The following is an 18,559-nucleotide window of genomic DNA, read 5'->3' as shown; positions in this document are numbered from 1 at the left end:
CAAAGCAAATAGCACAAATAAAAATAAATTAATTAATCTCGGTACCTATTTTAATCGAGTGTCTAGGTATAAGTTTCTCTATAAGAAAACGATCTCCTTTTTTTAGGGAGATCGTTTTACTATAAGTTATTTCAACAAGCCTTGTTTTAAATCATTATGCCATTTAGAAAGCATTGGAATATCCTCTTCTCCAATTATTCCTGCTTCTTTTGCAGCAGATGTTAACGCATCGTAGTGTGTTAAGCTGACAAAAGATATACCTGCTTCTTTAAATACTTGTTCAGCTTTAGGTAGTCCATAAGTAAATATACTAACTACACCTAGTACTTCTATACCCTCTTTTTGAAGAGCTTCAACTGCAACAAGACTGCTTCCACCTGTGGAGATTAAGTCTTCTATCACTACTACTTTTTGCCCTGCGACTACTTTACCTTCAATTTGATTGCCACGGCCATGTTCTTTTGCTTTTGACCGGACATACATCATCGGCAGCTCCATTAAATCACTTACCCATGCAGCATGTGGAATACCTGCAGTTGCCGTACCTGCTACTGCTTCTGTTCCTGGGAAGTTTTTCTCGATTGCTTCTACTAATCCTAGTGCAATTTCTTTTCTAATAGTAGGCGAAGACATTGTAATTCTGTTATCACAGTAAATTGGAGATTTGATACCAGAAGCCCATGTGAACTGGTCGTTGGGTTTTAATGCAACTGCACCAACATTTAGAAGTGCCTTTGCAATTTTGTTTTCTAAGCTCATGCATTTTCCTCCCACATTTTCAAAATAGTTTCATATACTTGTACTGGGTTTTTCGCTTTTGTGATCGCTCGTCCTACGACAATATGAGAGGAGCCAAGGATTCGTGCATTTGTAGGAGTTGCTACGCGGACCTGATCGTGAGCTTCACCTTCTTCTAAACGAATACCTGGAGTAACTCTTAAAAATTCATGACCACATGCATCTTTAATTTTTCTTGCTTCCAAAACAGAGCAAACGACTCCATCTAGCGCTGCTGTTTTAGCTAGCTCCGCATAATGAACAACCGATGCATCAATCGTCGTTTGAATCAGTTGTTCCTGTTGCATTTGAGGTTCAGACGTTGAAGTTAGCTGAGTTACAGCAATAATTGAGGGTCTTTTGCTGCCAGTTGTGGTACCAGCCTCTAATCCTTCACGTGCAGCAATCATCATAGCCGCTCCCCCAGCTGCATGTACATTGACTAAATCTGCACCTAAACGAGCTAGTCCTTTCATAGCTTGGCCTACTGTGTGTGGAATATCATGTAATTTCAGATCAAGAAATACATCATGACCCATTTCTTTCAGTCGATAAACAATGGAAGGCCCCTCTTGTAAATAAAGCTCCATACCTACTTTTACAAATAACGATTGATCAAAGGGTGTTAGAAATTGATATGCATCACTTGCATTTGCAAAGTCTAATGCGATAATAGGGCTATTTTTCATAGTCGATGACTCCTTCCCACTAAATCATTTACTGTCTCAAAACCTAGTTCATCTAATTTAGCTGGAAGCTGTTCGATTAACATTGGACAAACAAATGGATCTACAAAATTTGCTGTCCCCACTGCAACCGCGCTAGCACCAACAGATAAGAAGTCAATCACATCATCAATTGTTGTAATTCCACCCATTCCGATAATAGGAATAGACACTCTTTTCGCTACATCATAAATCATACGAAGTGCCACTGGCTTAATAGCTGGACCTGATAATCCACCTGTTACGTTTGCAATTACTGGACGACCAGTTATAGTGTCTAATCGCATGCCAAGTAATGTATTAATCATTGTAATACCATCAGCTCCACCTGCTTCTACCGCTTTTGCAATCTCTCCAATATCAGTTACATTTGGAGATAGCTTCACGTATACAGGGACAGCTGATACTGCTTTTACCGCCTTAGTTAACTCTTCTGCAATAAGGGGGTCTGTTCCAAATGTAATACCACCTTGTTTGACGTTTGGACAAGAGATATTTAGTTCAAGTGCGTGCACATTCGGCGCCTTTGAAATCGCTTCTGCAACAGTGACATAATCTTCAGTTGTATAGCCAGCTACATTTGCAATAATTGGTACTTCGTATTGTTCAAGCCATGTGAGTTCATTTTCCATCACTTTAGTTAATCCCGGGTTTTGTAAACCAATTGCATTTAACATTCCAGCTGGGGTTTCTGCCACACGTGGTGTTGGATTACCTAATCTCGTTTCTGGTGTTGTTGCCTTAATCATAATGGCACCTAACTTAGACAAATCGTATAATTTTGCATATTCCTTTCCAAACCCAAAACAACCAGATGCCGGCATGATTGGGTTTTTCAAAGAAAGACCTGGTAATTTGGTAGCTAATCTATTCATACTTGAACCACTCCTGACGGGAACACTGGACCATCTGAACAAACCTTCACATAATCAGCATCTATTTTCTCAGTTGTATCACAAACACATGCAAAGCATGCACCAATTCCACAACCCATTCGTTGTTCAAAAGATAAGTACCCTTCTTTTTCTGGGTACATTTTTTCTAATGCTGCAAGCATCGGTGTGGGACCACAGCTATAGTAAACCGCAAAATCATCTTGTAATGTTTCTAATACATTTGTTACAAATCCTGCAGAGCCATAACTACCATCCGCAGTCACGATATGGGTATCTCCAAGTTCAATAAACTGCTTTTCATAAAAAACAACGGATTCCGATTGAAACCCTAACACATGGATAGGTTGTACACCTTTTTCCACAAGTCTTTTGGATAGCTCATATAAAGGTGGAACACCAATACCGCCACCTACCAGTAAAGCCTTCTGACCAGCTTCTATTTTATCAATTGGAAAACCATTTCCAAGAGGTCCAAGTACATCGACTTGGTCCCCTTGTTTTTTTTCAGATAGAAGTGCAGTTCCTCTTCCATCTGCTCGGTAAATCATCGTAAATTCTAATGTTTCTTTATTTATAGTTGAAATACTTATTGGTCTTCTTAGCAAAGGTTCCATTTGATCAGACACTCGTAGATGGACAAATTGACCTGGTTGTTTCATATCCAGTACAAGTGGTCCAGTCAATGTGAGTTCAAAAATGTTCGTCGCAATGGATCTTTGGTGTACGACTTCCATTTGCTCCTGTCTAATCATGCTTTAGCCTCCTGATGTTTCATAGTCTCCGTAGAGAATGTCATCGATTCAATAACACGGAGCATCGCTTCTGCAGTATCTAATGAAGTTAAACAAGGAATGCCATTTTCTACAGACTCTCTACGAATACGGAATCCATCTCGTTCAGGCTGCATGCCTTTTGTCAATGTGTTAATGATAAATTGCGCTTCCCCTTTTTGAATTACATCTAATAATGTAGTTCCTTTTGAACCGATTTTATCTACAATATCAACTGGAATTCCTGCATTTTTAATTGCTTTTGCAGTGCCTTGTGTTGCCATAATGCGGAACCCTATTGCATAAAATCTTTTCGCAATTTCTGTGCCCTCTTCTTTATCTTTATCCGATATAGTCATTAGTACCGTGCCGTGGTCTTTGATTTCCATACTAGCTGCTGCTAATCCTTTATATAACGCTTTTTCAAGTGTAATATCTTTCCCCATTACCTCTCCAGTAGATTTCATTTCAGGTCCAAGCGTAATATCTACACGACGAAGTTTTGCAAAACTGAATACTGGAACTTTGACATACACTCCAGGGCTATTTGGGGCAAGTCCCGGTGAATATCCTTGTTCAATAATCGTTTGACCTAAAATTGCTTTTGTAGCAATATTTGCCATTGGGATAGATGTGATTTTACTTAAGAATGGTACTGTTCTACTTGAACGTGGATTTACTTCAATTACGTAAACCTCATCCTTAGAAATGACATATTGAATATTCATCAATCCAACAATTTTCAAACCTTTAGCAAGTCTTGTTGTGTAATCTACCAGTGTATCAATCTGTTGTTGAGAAAGTTTTTGTGGCGGATACACAGCAATTGAGTCACCAGAGTGAACTCCTGCACGTTCAATATGTTCCATAATTCCTGGTATTAATACATTTTCTCCGTCACAAATTGCATCTACTTCAATTTCTGTTCCAGTTAAGTAACGGTCTATTAATACTGGTTTTTCAGGGCTCGCTTCCACTGCGTGCTCCATATAATGTTTGATCTCATCTTCGCTATATACAATTTGCATTGCACGACCACCAAGTACATAAGAAGGTCTGACTAATACAGGGTACCCTATCTCATTGGCAATGCTTGTAGCTTCTTCTACAGAGACTGCAGTTTTACCTAGTGGCTGAGGAATATCTATTTCATGTAGAGCCGCTTCAAACTTGTTGCGGTTCTCAGCACGGTCAATGTCTTCTAACGTTGTACCTAGAATTTTAACTCCTCTTTCTTCAAGCCCAGCAGCTAAGTTAATCGCTGTTTGTCCCCCGAATTGTACAACTACACCTTTCGGCTGCTCTAAGTCAACGATATGCATGACATCTTCTAATGTTAGTGGTTCAAAATATAACTTATCTGAGATGGAGAAGTCGGTTGAAACTGTTTCAGGGTTATTATTTATAATAATCGCCTCGTAGCCTGCTTCTTTAATAGCCCACACAGAATGTACAGTAGCATAGTCAAACTCAACCCCTTGACCGATACGAATCGGACCTGACCCTAGTACAATTACGCTTTCCTTTTCTGAACGAATGGATTCATTTTCCTCTTCGTATGTTCCGTAGAAGTATGGTGTTTCTGACTCAAACTCCCCTGCACACGTATCGACCATTTTGTATACTGGTACAATTCCATTTTCTTTTTTAAAGTTATATACTTCTAATTCAGTGACATTCCAATATTTCGCAATAGTTTTATCTGCAAAGCCCATGCGTTTTGCTTTATAAAGTACTTCTTGGTTGAACGGATTTTTTTGAATAATTTCTTCATATTTCACGATATTTTGAAGTTTGTTTAAGAAAAATAGATCAATTTGGCTCCATTCATGAATTGTTTCAACAGTTACTCCACGGCGAAGTGCTTCTCCTATGAAGAATAGTCTCTCATCTCCTGCACGACGAATACGTTTTTCCATCCAGGCATCTGTAATGGATTCGCTATTTTTCATTTCGATATGGAAATGACCCGTTTCTAGTGAACGAATTGACTTAAGTATTGCTTCCTCAAATGTTCGTCCTAGGGACATTACTTCCCCAGTAGCTTTCATTTGTGTTCCAAGATTACGTTTAGCCGATTCGAATTTATCGAATGGCCATCTTGGAATTTTCGCTACAATATAATCCAATGCAGGCTCGAAGCAAGCGTATGTTTTTTGAGTAACTGGATTCATCATCTCATCCAATGTAAGACCTACTGCGATTTTAGCTGCAAGTTTTGCGATTGGATAACCAGTTGCTTTTGAAGCCAGTGCAGAAGAACGGCTAACTCTTGGGTTAACTTCGATAATATAATAATTGAAGCTATGCGGATCAAGTGCTAATTGGACATTACATCCACCTTCAATCTTAAGTGCACGAATTATTTTAAGAGATACATTTCGAAGCATTTGGTTTTCACGGTCAGACAATGTTTGTGTTGGAGCAACTACGATTGAATCCCCTGTATGAATTCCAACAGCATCGAAGTTTTCCATATTGCATACAACAATGGCGTTATCGGCAGAATCACGCATTACCTCGTACTCTATCTCTTTATATCCAGCAATCGATTTTTCAAGTAAACATTGAGTAACTGGGCTGTATTTTAAACCACTTGTCACAATTTCAGCTAAATCGGCGTCATTGTAACAAATACCTCCGCCCGTACCACCCATTGTAAATGCCGGACGAACGATAACAGGATAACCAATTCTCTCGACAAATGCTTTCGCTTCTTCTAAATTATGGATAATATCACTATCTGGAACTGGTTCATTTAATTCATTCATCAACGAACGGAATAAATCTCGGTCTTCTGCTTTATGAATTGCTTCTAGTTTTGTACCTAGTATTTCGATTCCTAGTTCATCTAAAATTCCAGATTCATCGAGTTCAATTGCCATATTCAAACCAGTTTGCCCACCAAGTGTAGGTAATATTGCATCTGGACGCTCTTTACGAATGATTTTACTAACAAATGGTAATGTTAGAGGTTCAATATAAACTTTATCTGCAATTTCTGTATCCGTCATAATAGTTGCAGGGTTGGAATTCACAAGAATAACGCTATAGCCTTCTTCTCTAAGTGAAATACAAGCTTGTGTACCTGCGTAGTCGAATTCAGCTGCTTGACCGATAACAATTGGACCGGAACCTATTACTAGTATTGTTTTTATATCTTTACGTTTAGGCATGTGAATTCTCCTTTTTGCTTTCTGTATTCATTAATTTGATAAACTCGTCAAATAGATGTTTTGAATCTTCTGGACCTGAGGATCCTTCTGGGTGGAACTGAACACAAAATACCGGGAACTTAGTATGTCTAACTCCTTCTACTGTGCCATCATTTAAAGCTATATGTGTAATTTCCAGATCAGTTTGTGCAATGGAATCTGCATCAATTGCATAACCATGGTTTTGAGAAGTTAACTCTGTTCTACCAGTTCTTAAATCTTTTACTGGGTGATTTCCTCCGCGATGACCAAATTTCAATTTGAAGGATTTAGCACCACTTGCCAGTGAAATAAGTTGATGTCCAAGACATACTCCGAAAATCGGTACTTTTCCGATAATTCCTTTTACCATTTCAATTGCTTCTGGAATATCAGTTGGATCTCCAGGTCCATTAGATAGCATGACACCATCCGGGTACATACCTAGAATTTCAGTTGCTGAAGTGTTATATGGGACTACAATAATATCGCAATCACGTTTGTTTAGTTCTCTTAATATGCCATGTTTCATACCAAAGTCCACCAGTACCACTCTTTTTCCACGTCCTGGGCTTGGGTATGGTCGAGTTATTGAAACTTGTTCTACTAAATTTTTAGGAAGTTCAGTTGCTTGAAGTTCTTGTACTATTTGTTCCACATTCACCTCTTCGTCTGCATTGGTAAGCCTTCCTTTTAATGAACCGTGCATACGAATAATACGTGTTAGCTTTCTTGTATCAATTCCTTCAATTCCGGGAACGTTTTTAGCAACTAAAAATTCATTTATAGTAGCAGTATTTCTGAAGTTCGATGGTTGTTCTGCAAGCTCTCTAATAACAACTCCAGAAAGTCCTATTTCTATAGCTTCAAAATCATCTGGATTTATACCATAGTTACCAACCATAGGATACGTAAACGTTAATATTTGCCCACAGTTAGAAGGATCTGAAATGGATTCCTGATAGCCTGTCATTGCAGTTGTAAAAATTACTTCACCAATTGTTCCTGCATCACTTCCAAATGCATTTCCCTTAAATACCGTACCGTCTTCTAATATTAAGTATCTTGTTTTCATGCTTGTTCCTCCTGCCATACGATTTCTCCGTTATACATTGTAAGTTGTGGCCAACCATTGCAGGCCCATCCGTTAAATGGTGTATTCTTTCCTTTGGATACAAAAGCTTCTTTCACAATCTCTTGCTCTTTTTCTAAATCTAATAAAACTAAATCGGCTGGAGCTCCTACCTCAAGCTTTCCAAACTCAAATCCAAATACTTCCGCTGGTTTGATAGTTAGGTAATCCAATAGCTGCTTGAGAGTCCAATCGCCAGTTTTAACAAAGTGAGTATATAATAGTGGAAATGCTGTTTCTAAACCGACTATTCCGAAAGGAGCTTTCTCAAATCCAAATGACTTTTCTTCCTCAGTATGAGGAGCATGATCTGTTGCGATAAAATCTAAGGTTCCATCTACCAGTCCTTCACGCAGTGCCATCATATCTTCTTTCGCTCTAAGTGGAGGGTTCATCTTCCATGCTGCGTCATTTGATGGAATATCGTCCTCACATAGTAATAAATGATGCGGGCTTACTTCTGCTGTAACCTGAATACCAGATTTTTTAGCATCTCTAATCACTCGAACTGATTCTTTCGTACTCACATGACATACATGATAGTGCGCACCTGCGGCTTCTGCGAGTAAAATGTCTCGCGCTATATGTACTGATTCAGAAACAGAAGGTATACCTTTTAAACCAAGTTCTTCGCTGCGTTTCCCTTTATGCATCACGCCACCGTAGATAAGTGTGTTATCTTCACAGTGAGCGACAATCGGGATATTGAATTTTGCTGCTTCCTTCATTGCTTCTAGCATTGTTCCAGCTTCCTGTACACCAACACCATCATCTGTTAAAGCAAAAGCTCCAAGATTTTTTAAAGCTTCGATATCTGTTCTTTCTTTGCCCGCTTGTCGAATTGTAATGGAACCATACGGTAATACGCGTACAAGTGCATTTTTCTCTACTAAATCTAATACATGTGAGAAATTTTCTGCACTGTCAGGTACTGGTCTTGTATTTGGCATAGCGCAAATGGTTGTATAACCACCTTTTGCTGCTGCTTTCGTTCCTGTTTCAATCGTTTCTTTATGCTCTCCCCCTGGTTCACGTAAATGAACATGTACATCAATAAAGCCAGGTGAAAGTAATTGTCCCTTACCATCTATTAGTTGTGCACCATTTGATGCGATACTCGCTCCGATTGCTGCAATTCTTCCATCTTGAACTAAAATAGCAGTTGTTTCTAGATTTCCTTCATTGTTAACTATTTGAACGTTTTGAATAATTTTTGTCATGTTATTCTCTCCCTTTCAAAATCATTTCAATGACAGCCATGCGAACATAAACACCATTTTCCATTTGCTTAAATATCCTTGACCGATCACATTCTACTAACTCACTAGCTATTTCCACGCCTCTATTGAATGGCGCTGGATGTAAGATAATTCCAGTTTTTTTCATTTTCCGTTCACGTTCTATTGTTAGACCATATAAATGATGATATTGCTCTTTAGAAAATGTTGTCTTCCCATCATGTCTCTCATGTTGAACACGGAGCATCATGAGAACATCACTATCTTCTATTATCTCATCGAATTCATTAAACGCTTCGAACTCTCCCTGCCACTCTGGCGGGCATACAAATCGGACTTGTGCGCCTAATTTTGCAAGTGCATCTGCATTAGACCTAGCAACACGACTATGGTTGATATCTCCTACAATCGTGATTACTTTATCTTGTAAAGTGCCAAACTCTTGCCAAATTGTATAAATATCTAACAGGCTTTGCGTTGGATGATTTCCTGTACCGTCTCCCCCGTTAATAATCGCAGGTTTAACTTTCCCAACTAATTCTTCAAAATAATTATTTTGCTCATGCCTAATAATTAATACATCTAGCCCAATGGATTCTAAAACTTTTACTGTGTCATAAAGTGTTTCACCTTTTAATGTACTAGAGAATCCAGCGTCAAAAGGAAGGATATCTAATTTCAATTTTCTTTCAGCCATTTCAAAGCTCATCTTAGTTCTAGTGCTAGGCTCAAAAAACAGGTTCGATACCATGTAGTTATTCTTCAGAGTTGAGGTGGTACCATCACGAAATGCTTGTGTTTGTTTTAATATCTGATGTATTTGATCCGCCGATAAGTCTTTCATTGATACTAAATTTTCCATGAATATCCACCTTTCTGTTTAAATCAAATTCTCCTGGTGGATTTGAGTCTAGACTTTTATTGAGAAGCTCGATAAAGTCTGTGACATCCGCCGGAGGCTTGTTTAGTAAATGTTAAAACCTCCTCGAAAAAGTTTCGAGAAGGTTCGTTTTTGCATAGACAAGTAGTAGGATCATGCTACATGTCCCAACTTGCTATCCGAACCTTTTGCTGACTCACTGTTCAACTTCTTAAAAGGTCTATTATTTAGTTTGATGTAAATCTGTACTTTCTGCTTGTTTTCTACCTGGTAGGATCAGATTTAGTATAACCCCGATAATTGCCGCTAAAGCCATACCTTCAATACTAAGAGCTTCTGTGACAATGAATTTTGCCCCACCGATTCCTATTACTAGGATTACAGATGCAATGACTAAATTTCTACTATTGCCAAAATCTACTTTTGCATCAACTAACATACGTAACCCACTTGCTGCGATTATCCCAAATAGTAGGATAGATACACCGCCTAAAACTGCTGTTGGTATCGTAGAAATAACTGCCATTGCTTTTCCAAAAAACGAAAGTAGGATCGCTACTACAGCTGCACCCAAAATAACATAAACACTATATATACGAGTTATTGCTAACACTCCAATGTTTTCACCGTAAGTAGTTTTAGGTGGTCCACCGATAAGTGCACTTACTAACGTTCCTAGACCATCACCTAGTAATGACCTATGCAATCCAGGTTCTTTTATGTAGTCTCTTTCTACAACTTTCCCTAACACGAGCTGATGCCCAATATGCTCTGAGATAGTGACGATAACGATTGGAACCATCACTAGTAATATATTTGAAGTAACAACAAAATCATAATGTACTCCAGGAACTAAAAAGTCTGGTGAAGCGAACAATTTCGCTTCTTTTATTGGGGTAAAATCAACAATCCCGATAATAATGGAATATATATAACCTACAACTAATCCTATTAAGATTGGCATTGTACTAATTATATTTTTAAAGTATACCGTACAGATGATCGCTGTAAACAATGTAACTAAAGCTGCTGAGAAATGCAGGAAGCTATATTCTTTTATGCCTGATTCTGCATTTGTTATATTCATTGCCATATCGACTGCTGTACTCGACAATCCGAGACCAATAACCATAATAACAGGACCTACTACAATTGCTGGTAAAAGCTTCATAATCCATTTATAACCACTTTTCCAAATTACAAGAGACACAATTCCATAAACTAATCCTACGAAAACTGCCCCGATCATGGCATTACCCGGATTAATAGCTTTTCCCGATTCATTCAACCCATTTACTGCCACAAGAATAGGTGCGATAAATGCGAACGACGATCCTAAATATGCTGGTACTTGGAATTTAGTTACGAGTAAGAAGATAATTGTTGCTATCCCGCTTGTTAACAATGCAATCGCAGGGCTTAAACCTACCAGCTGTGGTACTAATATGGTAGATCCGAACATCGCAAACATATGTTGAAAACTTAAAGTGATGAGCTGCCCACCGGATGGCTTTTCATTTACATCTAAAACGGCATTTGACATAAATTTTACCTACCTTTTAAATAATTTTTTTAATTGACCTGGAAGTATATGCTTCTTACTCAATATCTGTTTATCTCCAGCGCTTGTCGATGCTTTCTCTTTGCTTATTCGTAAATGGTTACTGCATCTACTTCGTCTGTTTCTGTAACTTTTACAACAATTCTCTCACTGCTAGAGGTAGGTATATTTTTTCCAACATAGTCTGCTCGAATCGGTAGCTCTCGGTGCCCTCTATCAATTAAAACTGCTAGCTGAATTTGAGATGGTCTTCCTAAATCCATTACTGCATCCATTGCAGCTCGGACAGTTCTTCCGGTAAATAAAACATCGTCAACCAAAATAACTTTTTTATCCTTCACATCATGTGTTATATCAACTTGTTGCACTAGCGGTTCAGCTGTATCATTCTTCAAGGAAAGATCATCTCTATATAGCGTTATATCAAGCTCTCCTGTTTTTATAGGTTTGCCCTCAATACGTTCGATTCTATCCGCTAGACGCTGAGCTAAAAATGCTCCTCTAGTTTTGATGCCCACTAGAATACATTCATCAATCCCCTTGTTACGTTCAATAATTTCATGTGCAATTCTTGTGAGTGCTCGATTTATCGCTTGCTCATCTAGAATATTCGCTTTTTCTCCCATCAACTTACATCTCCTTTGAACAAAATAAAAAACCTTCTAAGCTCGAGAGCCCAGAAGGTTGTAAATGCGTAATAAATTAGAGTGATTACTAAAAATCCGCAGATTGATAGTGAGTCACGTTCACAAGTACCTTCTCAGCCTCTCTGGACTGTTATTAAAGGTGAAGCTATATAATTTTTTCTTATTTCTTTCACTAGTATAGAGTACTATTCCTCATTAATCAATGATTGTTTTTTTAAATCTTGTATCAAATTAGTGAAATCCTCTGGAAGTGGATAGGAGAACTCTAAGTATTCTCCCGTTTTTGGGTGAATAAAACCTAATAATCCTGCATGTAAAACTTGTCCATCAAAACTAATAGTTTTTTTCGGGCCGTATTTTGGATCTCCAGCAAGTGGATAACCAATATATTTCATATGAACACGAATTTGATGTGTACGTCCAGTTTCCAATTGGCATTCAACTAACGAAAATTTATCAAATCTCTCTATAACACGAAAATGTGTAACAGCGTGCTTACCATTATCTACTACCGCCATACTTTGTCTTTCTTTTTTATCACGAGCAATAGGAGCATCAATCGTCCCTTTATCGTGAGCAATGCGACCATGCACAAGTGCTGTGTACTTACGAGTAACTGTTTTCTTTACAAGTTGGTCCACTAACGAGACATGTGCTACATCATTTTTAGCAACCATCAAAAGACCTGTCGTATCTTTATCAATACGATGCACAATTCCAGGACGCATAACTCCATTAATACCTGACAAATCTTTAATTTGATACATCAAACCATTAACTAGTGTTCCAGTAGTATGTCCAGGTGCAGGATGTACAACCATTCCGCGAGGTTTATAGACAACAACTACATCTTCATCCTCATAGATGATTTCTAAGTTCAAGTTCTCGGCAACAATATCAAGTGGAACAGCATCTGGAGGTGTAACGACAATAACATCACCAGCTTTTACTTTATAGCTCGTTTTTGCTGGCTCATTATTTACTGTTACAAAGCCGTCTTTTATAAAATTTTGAATTTGTGTACGTGACCAATCTGATTCAAAAGATGCAATTGCTTTATCAATGCGCTCTTTTGCTTGTTCATTTTCAATAATAAATGTTAAATCTTCCATTACTTCACCTTTTTCTTTTCAGCTCGTTCTTCTTGAAATACGAATAATATTATAATTACAACACCAATAGTTAGTGCAGCATCTGCCACGTTAAAGATTGGAAAATCATAATTAATAATAGGTATTAAAACATCGACGAAGTCTACTACTTCGCCTCTCCAAAGTCGGTCAATAAAGTTCCCTATTGCTCCTCCAAGTAGCATCATCAAGCCAGCTTGAAATACTGGCTTTCCTTTTGCTTCTTTATGAAAATAATAGATAATTCCAATGATGACGATGATAGTGACAATGGTAAAGAATCCTATTTTTCCTTCTAGAATGCCCCAGGCTGCTCCTCTATTTCTATGAGAAAGTAGCGCTAGGTAAGGGTCCCACATAATAATTCGTTCACCAAGTATCATATTTTTAACGACTAGCCATTTTGTCCATTGATCTAATGCAATGACAAAGGCCGCCAGTCCATAAAATTTCCACACATTATTTCCCCCACATAACAAATTCTTTTCAGCAAAATTGAACACTCTCCATCTAGTTTAACACAGAACCATGCAATACGTAAAAGAGCAGACACAATTTCAACATCGATTATGTACCATAAGAGTTGAAAGGATGGCGGCTTTATGGGCTATTTGCTCGATGTTAAGGACTAAGGTAGAGAATTTAAGGGCTATATTGAAATCTATGGATTATTAAAAGTGATTTATGGGCTATCCGAAAACACTTAAGGGCTTTACCTTTAAAATTAAGAGCTATCTAGCCATTATCCTATAAAAAATGTGATCCAAATAATTGGACCACATTTCTTTGTTTTATTTACTTAACAACCTCTGCGCAACGTGCACATAAAGTTGGGTGGGCTTCACTTGTACCAACTGTTTCGGAAATTGTCCAACAGCGCTCACATTTTTCACCATCTGCTTTTTCTACTACAACAGAAGCATGCTCTAATACTAAGCTGTTTGCTGGTGCTTCAGACGGTGCACCGCCTAATTCAAATTTAGAAACAATGAACAATTGTGCAAAGTCAATGGCATCTGTTTCAAACAGTGCTTTATAGTCATCATTTACATATAAAGCTACTTTAGCTTCTAATGATTTACCGATCGTTTTTGCATTTCGCGCTTCTTCTAGTGCTTTTAATACATCATCACGTAATTCCATAATTTTATCCCACTTAGCTGCTAAATTCTTGAATTCAGGATAATCAACAGCTTCTGGCATATCCGTTAATTGAACACTTTCCGCAGTTTCATGCTCTAAATAAGCCCAAAGCTCATCTGTCGTATGAGGCAAGATAGGTGTTACTAATTTTAGTAGAGCTAATAACGTATCATACATAACTGTTTGCATAGCACGACGATCCGAGTGGTCCTCGCCATAGATATACACAACATCTTTTGCAATATCTAAGTAGAATGAACTTAACTCACTTGATACAAAGTTATTCACCGTATGATATACACTTGCAAAATCGTAGCGATCATATGCAGCTCTTACTGTTGTAATTACTTCTTGAAGTTTCATGTACATATACTGATCCACTTCACGAAGACCCTTGAATTCCACACGATTATTAACAGGATGGAAATCACTAATATTACCATGTAAGAATCTGAATGTATTACGGATTTTACGATATACTTCTGATACCTGTTTGAAGATCGCATCTGATACACGTACATCTGCTGTATAATCTACAGAAGCTACCCACAAACGTACAATGTCTGCACCTAACTGATTTATCACTTTAGAAGGAACGATTACGTTCCCTAATGATTTACTCATTTTACGTCCATTTCCATCCAATGTGAAACCATGGCTTAACAAACCTTTGTAAGGAGCGTGACCAAACATAGCCGTACTTGTTATTAACGAAGAGTTAAACCAACCACGATATTGATCCGATCCCTCTAGATATAAGTCAGCTGGGAATACTAAATCGTCGCGTTCTTCTAGGACACCTTGATGAGATGAACCGGAATCGAACCATACATCCATAATATCTGTTTCTTTCGTAAAGATACCATTCGGACTTCCAGCATGTGTAAATCCTTCTGGTAGTAATTCCTTCGCTTCTTTTTCAAACCAAATATTTGAACCGTGCTCACGGAATAGTTTAGAAACATGTGAAATAGTCTCTTCTGTCAGAATCGGTTCTCCATCTTCCCCATAAAATACTGGAATTGGAACTCCCCATACACGCTGACGAGAAATACACCAGTCTCCACGATCGCGAATCATGTTAAATAGACGAGTCTCCCCCCATGCAGGAGTAAACTTGGTATCCCGAATAGCTTGTAGCAATTCATCTCTAAATGCCTCAATAGAAGCAAACCATTGTGCTGTAGCACGATAAATAACTGGTTTTTTTGTACGCCAGTCATGCGGATATGAATGTGTAATAAATGTAAGTTTCTCAAGCGCACCTGCAGCCTCTAAAGCTTCTGTAATCGCTTTGTTAGCTGTGTCATAAAATAATCCTTCAAAACCAGGTGCTTCAGCAGTCATTACACCGCGGTCATCAACTGGACAAAGAACCTCTAAGCCGTAAGCTTTTCCAACGTAAAAGTCATCTTCCCCGTGTCCAGGAGCTGTATGAACACATCCAGTCCCAGATTCAGTTGTTACATGCTCTCCTAAAATGATAAGAGAATCACGATCGTATAATGGATGTTTTGCAACGAGACGATCCATTTCCTTACCTTCCAGTGTACGTTCTACTGTATATTCTTCCCAGCCTAATTCTTCCGCAACAGATTTTACTAAATCTAATGCAACGACAAATTTAGAACCTTTCGTATTAACGACTGCATACTCAACTTTAGGATGCAAGGAAATAGCTAGGTTTGCAGGAATTGTCCAAGGTGTTGTAGTCCAAATGATAAATTTTGTTCCTTCTTCCAGAACTCCTTTTCCTTCAGTCACCTCAAAGCTTACATAAATAGATGGTGATTTTTTATCTTGGTATTCAATTTCTGCTTCAGCCAATGCTGATTCACTTGATGGTGACCAGTAAACAGGCTTTAACCCTTTATAAATATATCCTTTTTTAGCCATTGCACCGAATACTTCAATTTGACGTGATTCAAATGCAGGAGTTAATGTAACATATGGATTATCCCAGTCCCCACGAACACCCAAACGTTTGAATTGTGAGCGTTGATTGTCAATTTGTTGATATGCATACTCCTCACAAAGCTTCCTAAACTCTGCTAAAGACATCTCTTTACGTTTTACACCTTTATTGGTTAGTGCTTGCTCGATTGGCAGACCATGTGTATCCCAGCCTGGAACATAAGGTGCATGGAAGCCTGACATAGACTTGTGACGGACAATCATATCTTTTAATACTTTATTTAATGCATGACCCATATGAAGATCACCATTGGCATAAGGTGGTCCATCATGTAGTACAAAAAACGGACGATCTTTTGTATGGTCCTGTACTTTTTTATAAATATCCTGATCTGCCCATTTAGTTTGAATTTCTACTTCTTTCACTGGTAAATTTCCACGCATAGGGAAATCAGTTTTTGGCATTAATAACGTATCTTTGTATTCCATCTTATAACCTCCTAATTATTAAAAGCATGAGTACTGTAAAGGAGTGGCGAAAACAAAAAAACTCCACATCCCTAAAAGGGACGAGGAGTTATGCTCGCGGTACCACCCTACTTGCGATTTGTATAAAATCGCCGCTTAGAATGCCATAACGGGGCATTAACCGAAGACACTTACTATTTGTTCTGTGCCCTTGCTCCAAAGTGATATTCTAAATAAGATTCTACCCTGAGCTCTCACCACCCTCAAGTCGCTTTGTCGAAATCTATTTTAGACGTCTTTTTCAACGCATATTATATGATATGATATGAAATTATTATAGGTAAAGTATGGCTATGAGTCAAGAAATGTTAATCTTCCGTAACAGATATACGATCAATTGCTTCTGTATCCACATCATATTCCATTAAATGATTCCAGTCATCTGTGTTGATCAAATCTAGCTGGGCTTCGACTAACATTTTAAAACGATTTCGGAAAACTTTTGACTGCTTTTTCAAGTCCTCGATTTCCAATGCAATCCTTCTAGCCTTAGTTAAAGCTTCGTTAACAATTCGATCAGCATTTTTTTCTGCCTCTTTCACAATTAACTTCGCTTCTTTTTGTGAATTGCGACGAACCTCTTCTGCTGCCTCTTGTGCAACGACAATTGACTTATGTAATGTCTCTTCAATTGAAGTAAAATGACCAACCTTTTCGCTTGAAGTTTTAAGCTTTGTTTCTAATTCCTTTTTTTCTTTCATCAATATTTCAAGATCTTTCATAATTTGATCAAGGAATTCGTTTACTTCATCTTCATTATATCCTCTAAATCCTTTACCAAATTCCTTGTTATGTATATCAAGTGGTGTTAGTGGCATTTTAACATCTCCTTTACTTACTATTCTTGTATTCTTTCTTACATTATACATTTCCAAGAAGGTGAATACATCTAAATTTGAAATATTCTTATAAAAATTAACTTTTAAGTTCTAACCTGCCTATTTGTAGTCGTAATTTATCTTTTTTTGTTCTTCCTTCGATCATTATTAATTTTACTCTTCCATGCCCTCTAATAGAAAGTAAATCAAGTTCTTGTAACTCAAGAGATACCTGATCCTTTTCTGACCAGTTCACTTTGACCTTACCAGCTTGAATAAGGGATGCTGATTTTTGACGAGAAATATTAAAAACTGCCGCAATCACTGTGTCTAACCTAAGGGAACTAACCGTTAAAGTATCAGGTATCCATTCCTCCTGTTGAACAAAATAATCGATTGGATCTTCTATCACATTTATATGAACTTTCACTTTCCCAATGGATGTGAAATTAGCTCGAACGTAATCTAAAACCTCTAAGGCAACGACGAACTGAATGGCTCCTTCTTGTACGCGTATATCACCAAATTTACTACGATCAATTCCTAGTGACATCATTGAACCAAGAACATCCTTGTGCTTTAGCGTAACAAATTTAGTAGGATAATGAACTTCCACTACTTTCGAAGAGAAATCGTTATCAGATGGAGTAAAATAAGAAGGAAACAATAAGACTCTTCTTCTCTCCGCATCCTCTAGTGCACCTTGAGCGCTAGAGTCAATCTCTTCATATTGCCTACGAATCGAGTCTACGATAAATTGCTGCCTTGGGTCTAGAAAGTCCGTCAACTTAGGAGCATATCGATCCTCAACTTCCCGCATCATACTCACAACCTGTTCTATAAATGGCTGTTCTTCTTTTCTAAAATGTTGCAATACATTTTCCATTTTAATATTTCCCTTTCGACTATAGTAAAAAACCCCACGAAAGTGAGGTTAGACAACTATATTAGCTATATAATATATGCCTGTCATTGCTAGGTTTAATACAAAAATTGCCACAATTGGTGAGATATCAATCATCCCTAATGGAGGAATAATTTTTCTAAATGGTTCTAAGTATGGCTCACATATTTTCCCTAAAAACTTTCCAAAACCTGATTGTTGAATGCTCGGAACCCATGACATTAAAATATACGCTATTAATGCATACGTATAAATTTGAACACCCCAGCTTATTAAAGATAAAACTAATCCCATAATTTAAA

At 37.8% G+C, this 18,559-nt stretch carries 16 protein-coding genes and 1 other annotated feature; all 16 genes read right to left on the bottom strand.

Annotation, left to right across the window (positions count from 1 at the left end; genetic code table 11):
- Positions 1–126: 126 nt before the first annotated feature.
- Complete coding sequence (pyrE, locus tag MKY60_RS06305; protein ID WP_340879352.1) at positions 127–759, bottom strand: orotate phosphoribosyltransferase; 633 nt, start codon at positions 757–759, stop codon at positions 127–129.
- Positions 756–1,466, bottom strand: coding sequence for an orotidine-5'-phosphate decarboxylase (gene pyrF, locus MKY60_RS06300; RefSeq protein ID WP_340879351.1), 711 nt, complete (start codon positions 1,464–1,466; stop codon positions 756–758). The genes pyrE and pyrF overlap by 4 nt, the downstream gene beginning before the upstream one ends.
- On the bottom strand, positions 1,463–2,377 hold the full coding sequence (locus MKY60_RS06295) for a dihydroorotate dehydrogenase (protein ID WP_340929078.1): 915 nt from the start codon (positions 2,375–2,377) through the stop codon (positions 1,463–1,465). Before MKY60_RS06295 ends, pyrF begins: the two co-directional genes overlap by 4 nt.
- On the bottom strand, positions 2,374–3,150 hold the full coding sequence (locus MKY60_RS06290; protein WP_093494418.1) for a dihydroorotate dehydrogenase electron transfer subunit: 777 nt from the start codon (positions 3,148–3,150) through the stop codon (positions 2,374–2,376). Before MKY60_RS06290 ends, MKY60_RS06295 begins: the two co-directional genes overlap by 4 nt.
- Positions 3,147–6,344, bottom strand: coding sequence for a carbamoyl-phosphate synthase large subunit (gene carB / locus MKY60_RS06285; RefSeq protein ID WP_340879349.1), 3,198 nt, complete (start codon positions 6,342–6,344; stop codon positions 3,147–3,149). The genes MKY60_RS06290 and carB overlap by 4 nt, the downstream gene beginning before the upstream one ends.
- Positions 6,337–7,437 carry a carbamoyl phosphate synthase small subunit gene (locus MKY60_RS06280; RefSeq protein WP_340929076.1) on the bottom strand — a complete coding sequence of 367 codons (1,101 nt, stop codon included), beginning with the start codon at positions 7,435–7,437 and terminating at the stop codon, positions 6,337–6,339. The genes carB and MKY60_RS06280 overlap by 8 nt, the downstream gene beginning before the upstream one ends.
- Positions 7,434–8,714, bottom strand: coding sequence for a dihydroorotase (locus MKY60_RS06275; protein ID WP_340929074.1), 1,281 nt, complete (start codon positions 8,712–8,714; stop codon positions 7,434–7,436). Before MKY60_RS06275 ends, MKY60_RS06280 begins: the two co-directional genes overlap by 4 nt.
- Position 8,715: 1 nt before the next feature.
- Positions 8,716–9,594, bottom strand: a complete 879-nt coding sequence (locus tag MKY60_RS06270; protein WP_340929073.1) for an aspartate carbamoyltransferase catalytic subunit — start codon at positions 9,592–9,594, stop codon at positions 8,716–8,718.
- Positions 9,595–9,835: 241 nt separating this feature from the next.
- Positions 9,836–11,155, bottom strand: a complete 1,320-nt coding sequence (locus MKY60_RS06265; RefSeq protein WP_340929072.1) for a solute carrier family 23 protein — start codon at positions 11,153–11,155, stop codon at positions 9,836–9,838.
- 104 nt (positions 11,156–11,259) lie between these two features.
- On the bottom strand, positions 11,260–11,799 hold the full coding sequence (gene pyrR / locus MKY60_RS06260) for a bifunctional pyr operon transcriptional regulator/uracil phosphoribosyltransferase PyrR (protein ID WP_340929071.1): 540 nt from the start codon (positions 11,797–11,799) through the stop codon (positions 11,260–11,262).
- A gap of 206 nt (positions 11,800–12,005) precedes the next feature.
- Entirely contained in the window at positions 12,006–12,932 is a 927-nt protein-coding gene (locus MKY60_RS06255) for an RluA family pseudouridine synthase (protein ID WP_090562778.1), read from the bottom strand.
- The gene (gene lspA / locus MKY60_RS06250; protein WP_093494411.1) at positions 12,932–13,408 is read right to left on the bottom strand and encodes a signal peptidase II; all 477 of its coding nucleotides are present in this window, start codon (positions 13,406–13,408) and stop codon (positions 12,932–12,934) included. The genes MKY60_RS06255 and lspA overlap by 1 nt, the downstream gene beginning before the upstream one ends.
- A gap of 337 nt (positions 13,409–13,745) precedes the next feature.
- A complete protein-coding gene (gene ileS, locus MKY60_RS06245; protein WP_340929070.1) occupies positions 13,746–16,496 on the bottom strand; it encodes an isoleucine--tRNA ligase in 2,751 nt (916 codons plus the stop codon).
- A gap of 73 nt (positions 16,497–16,569) precedes the next feature.
- Positions 16,570–16,789 (bottom strand) — a binding site (T-box leader).
- A gap of 54 nt (positions 16,790–16,843) precedes the next feature.
- Positions 16,844–17,353: a DivIVA domain-containing protein gene (locus MKY60_RS06240; protein ID WP_090562787.1), complete on the bottom strand. Its 510-nt coding sequence runs from the start codon at positions 17,351–17,353 to the stop codon at positions 16,844–16,846.
- A 97-nt stretch (positions 17,354–17,450) separates the two neighbouring features.
- The gene (locus MKY60_RS06235; protein ID WP_340929068.1) at positions 17,451–18,239 is read right to left on the bottom strand and encodes a YlmH family RNA-binding protein; all 789 of its coding nucleotides are present in this window, start codon (positions 18,237–18,239) and stop codon (positions 17,451–17,453) included.
- A gap of 48 nt (positions 18,240–18,287) precedes the next feature.
- Complete coding sequence (locus MKY60_RS06230) at positions 18,288–18,551, bottom strand: YggT family protein (RefSeq protein WP_093494408.1); 264 nt, start codon at positions 18,549–18,551, stop codon at positions 18,288–18,290.
- Positions 18,552–18,559 lie beyond the last annotated feature (8 nt).

It is taken from the genome of Psychrobacillus sp. FSL K6-1415, assembly GCF_038003185.1.
Lineage (GTDB): Bacteria > Bacillota > Bacilli > Bacillales_A > Planococcaceae > Psychrobacillus > Psychrobacillus psychrodurans.
Note: the sequence above shows the minus strand (reverse complement) of the source record. Positions and strands in the feature narration are given on the sequence as shown.

Coding starts and splice junctions, on each gene's coding strand:
- pyrF (WP_340879351.1), bottom strand. CDS start 1,466: ATGAAAAATAGCCCTATTATCGCATTAGACTTTGCAAATGCAAGTGAT.
- pyrR (WP_340929071.1), bottom strand. CDS start 11,799: ATGGGAGAAAAAGCGAATATTCTAGATGAGCAAGCGATAAATCGAGCA.
- MKY60_RS06280 (WP_340929076.1), bottom strand. CDS start 7,437: ATGAAAACAAGATACTTAATATTAGAAGACGGTACGGTATTTAAGGGA.
- MKY60_RS06255 (WP_090562778.1), bottom strand. CDS start 12,932: ATGGAAGATTTAACATTTATTATTGAAAATGAACAAGCAAAAGAGCGC.
- MKY60_RS06290 (WP_093494418.1), bottom strand. CDS start 3,150: ATGATTAGACAGGAGCAAATGGAAGTCGTACACCAAAGATCCATTGCG.
- MKY60_RS06235 (WP_340929068.1), bottom strand. CDS start 18,239: ATGGAAAATGTATTGCAACATTTTAGAAAAGAAGAACAGCCATTTATA.
- MKY60_RS06270 (WP_340929073.1), bottom strand. CDS start 9,594: ATGGAAAATTTAGTATCAATGAAAGACTTATCGGCGGATCAAATACAT.
- MKY60_RS06295 (WP_340929078.1), bottom strand. CDS start 2,377: ATGAATAGATTAGCTACCAAATTACCAGGTCTTTCTTTGAAAAACCCA.
- ileS (WP_340929070.1), bottom strand. CDS start 16,496: ATGGAATACAAAGATACGTTATTAATGCCAAAAACTGATTTCCCTATG.
- MKY60_RS06275 (WP_340929074.1), bottom strand. CDS start 8,714: ATGACAAAAATTATTCAAAACGTTCAAATAGTTAACAATGAAGGAAAT.
- pyrE (WP_340879352.1), bottom strand. CDS start 759: ATGAGCTTAGAAAACAAAATTGCAAAGGCACTTCTAAATGTTGGTGCA.
- MKY60_RS06265 (WP_340929072.1), bottom strand. CDS start 11,155: ATGTCAAATGCCGTTTTAGATGTAAATGAAAAGCCATCCGGTGGGCAG.
- MKY60_RS06230 (WP_093494408.1), bottom strand. CDS start 18,551: ATGGGATTAGTTTTATCTTTAATAAGCTGGGGTGTTCAAATTTATACG.
- MKY60_RS06240 (WP_090562787.1), bottom strand. CDS start 17,353: ATGCCACTAACACCACTTGATATACATAACAAGGAATTTGGTAAAGGA.
- carB (WP_340879349.1), bottom strand. CDS start 6,344: ATGCCTAAACGTAAAGATATAAAAACAATACTAGTAATAGGTTCCGGT.